Origin of the sequence: Roseibium sediminis, assembly GCF_008711325.1 — a bacterium.
Classification (GTDB): Bacteria; Pseudomonadota; Alphaproteobacteria; order Rhizobiales; family Stappiaceae; genus Roseibium; species Roseibium sediminis.
This window is the reverse complement of sequence record NZ_VXDB01000092.1, coordinates 1-849: the sequence shown is the minus strand read 5'-3', so window position 1 is coordinate 849 and position 849 is coordinate 1. Positions and strand designations below refer to the sequence as shown.

At 47.9% G+C, this 849-nt stretch carries 1 protein-coding gene; it reads left to right on the top strand.

All coding sequences use genetic code 11. The features are described 5' to 3' along the window. The first annotated feature begins 153 nt into the window (after nucleotides 1–153). Nucleotides 154–825 (top strand): DUF3644 domain-containing protein, encoded by a 672-nt coding sequence (locus tag F0155_RS23200; protein WP_150526933.1) that lies wholly within the window; start codon nucleotides 154–156, stop codon nucleotides 823–825. The last annotated feature ends 24 nt before the right edge of the window (nucleotides 826–849 follow it).

Here is an 849-nt window from a genome sequence, read left to right as displayed (position 1 = left end):
CAAGATCAAGCCGCCGCATGACGCTCGCCTGGACACCAGATTTGACAATAGCTCGACTTTGCATCGTCGGCAAATTATCACGTTTACTTATCAATAAATACAACTGCAAATTTCGTTTCTAAATCTCAAAACCTATCTTCCGAGACCAAGTGCATGGTTAAAAGATTCCGCGGGAATAAGCTGGAACGCTGGGAAGTCAGCATTGTCAAAGCAATGGTGGAAGCTGACAAGTACAATGACCAAGACATACAATCGTATTTCACAAGACCCTCGCGCACGATCAACCACGCTCGTATCAAAGAAATTCGCGACGGTGCAAAACACAAAGCGGTCGCCACTGCCTCTGTTGAAGAACTGAAACAGTTTCTGTCCAGTTGGCCAAACCTTGACCCAGAAACAGGCCTGAATGCCGAAGGCGACGAACTACTGATCAAGGCTCGCGAAGCAATGACTGCAGCCGTACACACTTTCAATGGAGCCGGACTGACTTTTCGTAGTGAGATCTTCATCGTGACTGCGATTATTGCATGGACGTATTTGCTGCACGCTTGGTTCAAGCGAAAAGGCATTGAATACCGCTATGTGAAAGATGGTGAGGTTCAAAAGACGAAAGAGGGCGCAGACAAGTATCTAGAGCTTGGCGCGTGTCTACGCCACGAAAAGTCACCCATTTCCGAGGGAGCAAAAAGGAACTTGGAGTTCTTGCTGGGAATTCGCCACGAAATCGAACACCGCTCCACCTCACGTATTGACGATTTTCTCAGTGCAAAGCTGCAAGCCGCCTGTCTTAATTTTGATCAGCCCCACCTAAGCGGTCCAGTTTGAATGTTAGTGCATGATTAGCCTGGG

What these genes read in the sequence shown, in the direction of transcription:
- F0155_RS23200 (WP_150526933.1), top strand. Translation starts at nt 154, where the DNA reads ATGGTTAAAAGATTCCGCGGGAATAAGCTGGAACGCTGGGAAGTCAGC.